Annotated in this window: 3 protein-coding genes and 1 pseudogene; all 4 read left to right on the plus strand. The window is 41.9% G+C overall.

What is annotated here, in order from left to right:
* The first annotated feature begins 731 nt into the window (after nt 1-731).
* Nucleotides 732-2,768, plus strand: coding sequence for a bifunctional 2',3'-cyclic-nucleotide 2'-phosphodiesterase/3'-nucleotidase (locus tag F9Y84_RS06065; RefSeq protein ID WP_147391289.1), 2,037 nt, complete (start codon nt 732-734; stop codon nt 2,766-2,768).
* Nucleotides 2,769-3,185: 417 nt separating this feature from the next.
* Complete coding sequence (locus F9Y84_RS06070; RefSeq protein ID WP_147391288.1) at nt 3,186-4,223, plus strand: efflux RND transporter periplasmic adaptor subunit; 1,038 nt, start codon at nt 3,186-3,188, stop codon at nt 4,221-4,223.
* An 8-nt stretch (nt 4,224-4,231) separates the two neighbouring features.
* Nucleotides 4,232-7,348 (plus strand): efflux RND transporter permease subunit, encoded by a 3,117-nt coding sequence (locus F9Y84_RS06075; protein WP_147391287.1) that lies wholly within the window; start codon nt 4,232-4,234, stop codon nt 7,346-7,348.
* A gap of 155 nt (nt 7,349-7,503) precedes the next feature.
* Nucleotides 7,504-7,650: pseudogene (locus tag F9Y84_RS06080) on the plus strand (patatin-like phospholipase family protein); the annotation flags it as partial.
* Nucleotides 7,651-7,781 lie beyond the last annotated feature (131 nt).

Below are 7,781 nucleotides of genomic sequence, written 5' to 3' on the forward strand. Positions count from 1 at the left end.
TATTACTATCAATAACGGTTACCTTCTAAGCTACAGTGAAATTCATCAATTCCTGAAAAAGTTGAGAAGGGTAACTTATCGACACTTATCCTGAAATTTACGAAATATTTATCGAAATATTATGACATCAAGCTAATTAAATAAATTATATACACTCAAAGTTTGCGAATAACTCTAGCTTGCTTTTGCTACTACACAAGGTTGAAATAGAGTAAAACGATTATTCTTTCACCAGTCCCAAATTAACATTAACTCAGTTTAGTGTGCAAATGTAGTCAGTTGGATAAATTGTCCAACAGCTTATAAATCTCTGTCATACATAGGCTCTTTTCATCATCAACTAATAGATTTAATAACGTCATATTTGTTGCATTTAACTGCCACAAATTTTTAGCTTCTCTGACTTTTTTACCTCGTATAGTGACATCCGCCATGCAAAATGCAATGGCTTGATATTGATAGGCAATACTAATACCAATTTGACTTAATACTTGCTCAATTTGAAGGAGTAAATCTGACGCTAACCACGTTAAAAATTTCTTATTTAGAACAACTAAATAGCAAAATTTTTGCCTTGCCTACAGGACGTAGGTACCTCGGCGTGAGCAGGACGCGGAAGCGGTGTTATCGACAAGATTTTCTGGCCTCAAAGTAGACCACTTAATTAAGAAAGTTGGTATAAAATTCACTTAAGCATACGTGAGTATGCAGATAACGCTAAGAAAGGACTTATGAATACAACACGACTCCCAATAGCACTGCTTTTAGGTGTGGCAAGTATAATAACTGGTTGCTCAGACTCTGATAATGACGTTGAAATAAATATACCTAAGGTAGCTGATCTTCCCAAAGAGGGCACTTTGGTTTCTCTACGCTTATTAGAGACTACGGATCTACATGCAAACATGCTGAACTACAATTACTTTTCTGACAAGCAAGATGACAAAGTTGGACTAGTTAAAACTGCAGCTTTGATCCACCATGCTAGAAGCGAAGTGAAAAACGCCATGCTTGTTGATAATGGCGATTTAATCCAAGGCAGCCCACTTGGTGATTATATAGCTAAGATAAAAGACTTAAAGGAAGGAGACGTTCATCCTGTTTACAAAGCGATGAATACATTAACGTATGACGTTGCAAATATTGGTAACCACGAATTTAATTTCGGCCTAGAGTTTTTGGAAGAGGCAATTAATGATGCCAATTTTCCTTATATTAGTGCCAATGTGTTTAAAGTTGATGGCGACGAAGACGAATCAAATGACGTCCCTTTTTTTACCCCTTACATTGTTAAAGAAAAACGGTTTCTTGATGAACTTGGTAAGGAGCAAGTGATTAACGTTGGGTTTATTGGGTTTGTGCCACCGCAAATTATGCAGTGGGATAAGGCCAACCTTGAAGGTAAGGTGATAGCCAAAGATATTATAAAAATGGCGGAATATTATATACCCAAAATGAAAGCTGAGGGTGCGGATATCATTGTTGCTATTCCACATTCAGGGTTAGATGTAAGCGCTGATAAACCAATGGCTGAGAATGCCTCTTATGCGCTGTCGAAAGTTGAAGGTATTGATGCCATTATGTTCGGCCATGCACACGCCAATTTTCCCGGGGCTGGCTACGGCGATTTACAAGCTTATGGTATTGATAACGAAAAGGGTACGATTAATGGTGTTGCAGCGGTGATGCCGGGGTTTTGGGGAAATCATTTAGGTATTATCGACTTAGATGTTCGGTTTAATTCAGGAGAATGGGTTGTGGTTGATTCTCAGTCAATGCTCAGGCCAATTTACGAGACTGATGATAATCGTAATACTGTTTCTTTGGTAGAGAGCGATGCAACTATTGAAGCCGCGATTCGTCATGAGCATAATGAAACGCGGACTTGGGTCAATGAACCATTCGCAAAAATTACCAATACCGTTAATAGCTATTTCGCCTTGGTTAATGACGATCCATCTATCCAGATCGTTACTGATTCACAAGCATGGTATACCGCAAAAATCGTTCAAGGTACGGAGTTGGAAGGTCTGCCTATTCTCTCCGCTGGTGCGCCATTTCGCGCAGGTCGAGGTGGGCCCGATGATTTCACCGCTATTCCTGCCGGAGACATTGCTTATCGTAACGTAGCTGATATGTATATTTATCCAAATGTGCTCAAAGTACTGAAGCTGTCGGGTGCTGAAGTTCGTGAATGGCTTGAAATGTCTGCTGGACAATTTAACCAGATCACAGCAAACACTGAGGGGGTTCAGGCGTTGATCAACCCCGATTTTCCTTCTTATAATTACGACGTGTTAGATGGCGTAACTTATCAGATTGATGTTACCGAGCCTGCGCGTTACGCAGCAAATGGTGACAAGGTCTCTAACGGTAATCGGATCAAAGCACTTAAATATCAAGGCGAGCTAGTAACAGATGAGCAAATTTTCTTAGTGGCAACAAATAACTATCGCACTTCGGGCGGCGGTAACTTTCCAAACGTATCAGCTGATAAAATAGTGGTGGATTCACCAAATGAGAACCGTCAGGTCGTTGCAGATTATATTACGTATGTCAGTGAAAAAAATGGTGCAAAGGGTTTAGATCCATCCGCTGATATGAACTGGTCATTTTCTCCTGTGGTTGGCGCACATATTGAGTTTTTTAGCTCAGCGAGCACTGATGCAGAGTTATATAGCCAGCAGTTTATTCATATTCTCCCTACCGGAAAAACCAACGAAAATGGATTTGCGCTGTATCAGTTAGATTTAACACAACCACTGTAACTTTTATAAAAGCCGCCGATTATTTATTCTTCGGCGGCTTCGTTCACTATGAAATGAGTAGATTGCCTGCTGTTTAAACGCGTTTCCTAGCTCACTAGTCAGGGACTATCGTTCACAATCGATTTTTAACGCTCTTCAGGTCAGTTTCAACCAAGATATATGCAATCAAACTTTGTCTATGCACAACTTTATATTTAAGAGATTATTGCTAGTCGCTTTTTGATTGCTACCTTTAACATCATATCAACTACCTTTTTATTCCATTTAACATGTTTGGATGGTAATGATTGCTATTTGTGTTAATGTGTCCTCGTTTTGGCAACTTTACGTATTGGACGGAACAGTTTGTCAATCTGCTTGTATTCTTCGAGTGTGAACTCAAAGGGTTATGGTCAAATAATTTTGGAACAATGTAATATGAAAAGCGTTTGCTTAATTTTATTCCTGTTGCCTTTCTATTTATTTGCTGATGCTGCCAATGTGGTAGTGGCAGAAGTGAAACAACAGAAACTTCAACGAACATTATCTTTAACAGGATCGATCAGCGCCGCCCAGCATGCTGAGGTATCAAGCTTAACGGATGGCGTGGTGACAACTATTTTAGCTGAAACCGGTGATATAGTTACTGCACAAACTGTCCTGCTAGGTTTAGATGCCGCATTGATAAACGCGGAGCTTAAAAGTTTAGAAGCGGCTCTAGAGCGAGCTCAAGTTGAACGAAATAACGCATTAAGGCTCGTAAACGAAGCCAAATCCTTATCAAAACAAAAATTGTTTGCACAAACAGAGCTTGCAGAGCGAAACACTAGACTGAAATTAGCAGAGGCCTCGTTATTAGAAGCGCGAGCAAATATTACATATCAACAAGAATTGTTAAATAGACACCAATTACGCGCACCTTTTTCCGGTGTTATTGCAAAACGTACGGTTGACTTAGGTGAGTGGGTAACCCGAGGCCAAACCGTCTTTGAATTGGTAAGCGAAGCAACACTTTGGCTTGATTTACAAGTACCTCAGGAGTATTTCCAACTGGTTAAAGTTGGCAGCGCAGTTAATTTCAATGTCGCTGGTGATACTTCTTTGGTACATCAAGCAAAAGTATTAGCTAAGCTTCCTGTAGTCGACCAAGCTAGCCGGACTTTTCTACTTCGACTGGTTGTAGCAACAGATAGCGGGCTGCGAGTCGGCGCTTCAGCGACAGCGCAACTGCCTCTGGTCGATGCACTACAAAGTGTCGTTATTCCAAATGATGCAGTACTGCGTCACCCTGATGGTGGCTTCAGCGTATTCGTTGTAGATAACGGTAAAGCAAAGCGCCAACACATAAAAGTAGGTAGTAGATTAAACGGATATATTGAAGTGACTTCAGGCTTGCAGGTTGGTGAGCAAGTGGTAGTGGAAGGCAATGAGTTGTTACAAGCCGATCAGCTGTTAAATATCGTGCCGAGGCTATAGGAGTAGTCATGTTAAAAGCGAGTGTAAAGCATGCCATTCTCGTTGCCGTGACGGTATTAATCTGTTCAATATTAGGTATTGTTGCTGCATTTAAGATCCCCGTACAAATGATCCCTGATCTGGAAGTAAGAACAATCTCTGTTGTTACAAATTGGCCCGGGGCAACACCTCAAGACGTAGAGAAGGAAATATTAATAGAGCAAGAGCGATACCTACGCTCCCTTGCCAATCTCAAGCGGATGTCGAGTTATGCAAGTACTGGTGAAGCCGAGATTGAATTAGAGTTTCCTTTTGGTGTTGATGTAAATGAAGCACTGATAAATGTCAGTAACGCATTGTCTCAAGTGCCAAATTATCCTGAAAATGTTGATCAACCAGTGTTGTATAGCAGCTCATTTTCGAGCAATGCGTTTATGTTCTTTAACTTAAAGCCACAATCAGGTAATCCGCTCAACATCGATATTGATATGCTGCGTGATTATGCCGAAGACTTTATTCGTCCAGAGATGGAAAGAGTTTCCGGTGTTTCTCAAGTTAACGTCCGTGGTGGTGCACTTTATCAGGTGCAAATCTTGGTCGACCAACAAAAACTAGCAAGTCGCGGAATTAGTTTGGTTGATGTTAGAAATGCGATAAGAAGTCGCAACCAAGATGCGTCAGCTGGGGATATAGACAGTGGCAAACGTCGCTATTTACTGCGGATGGTCGGTCGTTTTCAATCTGCACAAGCACTGGAGGAATTGGTAGTTAGTCAACGCCAGAATACGACTATCAAACTAAAAGATATTGCTGAAGTCAAGCTTGACCACTACGAGGTCAGAGATGTTGCATATAACAACGGCGAACGAGCATTAATGCTCTCGGTTAGACGAGAAAGTGGCTCTAACGTGATGGCGATAAAAGAAGAAATGATGCAGGTAGTGGCGCGTATCAATCGTGACATGCTCTCACACAATGGTTTACAGCTAACGTTGCTCAGTGACGACGTTCGTTATGTCAAAGGATCTGTTGAAAACGTATGGACCAACCTTATTTTAGGCGCGCTCCTCGCCACTTTGGTGATGTTTTGGTTTTTAAAAAGCCCACGCTCTACACTCATTGGTGTAATGGGCGTACCTATTTGTACTATTGCAGCGTTTTTGGGATTACTACTTTTTGATAGGACGATTAATGTTATTTCTTTAGCTGGAGTCGCGTTTGCTATTGGGATGACGGTTGATAACACTATCGTTGTGCTTGAAAATATAGAGCAAGCCAGACGTCGTGGGCTAGATAAGTTGCAAGCGGCTATCTCTGGCGTACAAGAAGTGTGGCCAGCCGTACTGGCGTCAACACTGACTACCGTGCTTGTGTTCGCGCCGATTTTATTTATTCAGCAAGAAGCAGGGCAGTTATATTCAGATGTCGCTATTGCAATTTCCGCTGCGATCATCGCTTCTATGCTAGTTGCGTTATTCGTCGTGCCTGCTGCAAATGCGAATTTCGCGTGCAAGAATATTACCAGCGGCATGCTATCAACACTGACGTTGCCAAAAGTTGTTCCAGTTCTGCTATCAAGCAGTTCTGCTCGTGTTGGGTGTATTGTTTTGGGGAGTGTGTTACTGCTAGGTGGTGCATGGCTATTTATGCCAAAAGCTGAGTATCTACCAGAAGGTGAAGAGCCCAAAGCGTTTTCGATGATGATAGCGCCGCCAGGGTATAACCTTAGCCATATGCAGAAGATTGGTGACGAAATACTCCCGTACTTGAACAAGCATCTGGAAAATGACGATAGTGATTTTGTTGCGGGGAAAACACAGTTACCACCTCTTAAATATTATTCAATGTCCGTCGGTGTTGGCAGTATTTGGCTATTAAGCGAGCCGTATAATGGCGAATACATTGACGAGATGATGGATGCGATCACGAGTAAATTTAGAAGCTATCCAGGCATGCGTGCATTTTCTTCTAGAGGATCTATCATTTCAAGTAATGATGGTGGTTCTAGAGCTGTTGCCTTGGACATTAGCGGCACAGATCAAACAGCACTTTATCGCGCTGCAGATGCGGTTTACCGATTGGCAGGAGAGGTGTTTGATAACCCTCAGATAGATTCGGCACCTTCTTCACTGACTCTTGACCAACCTCTCATTGAAATTCAACCTAGGTGGCAGCGGCTCGCTGAGGTCGGTATGAGTGCAGATGAATTGGGCTACACGGTAGCGGCCTTGAGTGATGGTGCTTATGTCGATGAGCTTATTTTAGGCGACGATAAAGTGGATGTTTTCTTGTTTTCAGAGGCAGGAAATCAGCAAAGCCTGTCACAACTTGCGCAGTCGCCCGTTGTCACTAAAGCTGGCCTAATCCCATTAAGCTCCTTAGCGGATCTGCAAGAAAAAGCTGACAGCGATAGTTTGCGCCGAGTTGATGGTCGCAGAACGGTGACTGTTTATATCATTCCACCAAGAAATGTGGCGCTTGAGCAAGCACAGGAGTTGGTTAGAACCGAGTTGTTACCACAGCTTCAGAGACAAGGCGATCTGTTGCCCGGTGTCAATGTGAGTATTGGTGGGGCAGCCGACCAACTGGACAAAACAAAAGAAGCGTTAGGTAGTAATTTTATCGTTGCATTGGCACTTTGTTATTTATTGTTGGTCGCTATTTTTAAACACTGGGGTTATCCATTATTTATTATGGCAACAGTCCCCCTCGGTATGGCTGGCGGTTTACTGGGTTTGATTGCTATCAATGGTATTGGAAGTGTTACAGGAGCTTTTCATCAGCCTTTTGACATGATCACTATGCTTGGCTTTTTAATCTTGCTTGGAACTGTGGTAAATAACCCAATACTAATCGTTGATCAAAGTCGTAGAAATCTGGAAAACACCTCAATGAGTGTTTATGAAGCTGTGATCTCGGCACTGCAAACACGATTAAAACCGATTGTCATGTCGACAATGACGACGCTATGTGGTCTTGCACCCTTGGTCTTTATTCCAGGAGAAGGCTCTGAACTTTATCGGGGAGTGGGCATGATAGTGCTTTGCGGTATTGCTATGGCAACTATCGTAACACTCACCATTTTACCAGCGTTATTGGTCACCTTTTTGAAAAGGCCATTAGAGAGTTCAGTAACCAAACTCTAATCTCATCCTAGTCACTCGGAGAGTACCATAAATGCCTTGCTTGAACTTTGATGCTCAGCAGGGCATTTTTATTACCGAATGAAAACTTGAATTTATAGGGTTTTGTCCTCAGTAAATAGAGTGAAGCATAGTTTTACATAACAAAAGAGCACACTATGGCAAATAATATACGCTCTGCAATTATTGCTGAGGGTGGAGGTCAAAAAGGTATTTTTACTGCGGGAGTGCTTGATGCTTTTCTTGAAAAAAAGTTTACGCCGTTTGATTTAAAAGTGGGAGTATCTGCAGGGGCACAGAATCTTGCTGTGTCCACTTCCCTTAACATGAGACATGTTTAATTAGAGTTTTCTGTAATACCACAAACAGGAGACAACGATGAAAAAGTCACGTTTTACAGAATCTCAGATCATAGCTGTGCTCAAAGAAACCGATG

Source organism: Pseudoalteromonas peptidolytica, assembly GCF_012641745.1.
Taxonomy (GTDB): domain Bacteria; phylum Pseudomonadota; class Gammaproteobacteria; order Enterobacterales; family Alteromonadaceae; genus Pseudoalteromonas; species Pseudoalteromonas peptidolytica.

Excerpts from the sequence above, each read along its gene's own strand:
- F9Y84_RS06075 (WP_147391287.1), top strand. The coding sequence starts at position 4,232 with ATGTTAAAAGCGAGTGTAAAGCATGCCATTCTCGTTGCCGTGACGGTA.
- F9Y84_RS06070 (WP_147391288.1), top strand. The coding sequence starts at position 3,186 with ATGAAAAGCGTTTGCTTAATTTTATTCCTGTTGCCTTTCTATTTATTT.
- F9Y84_RS06065 (WP_147391289.1), top strand. The coding sequence starts at position 732 with ATGAATACAACACGACTCCCAATAGCACTGCTTTTAGGTGTGGCAAGT.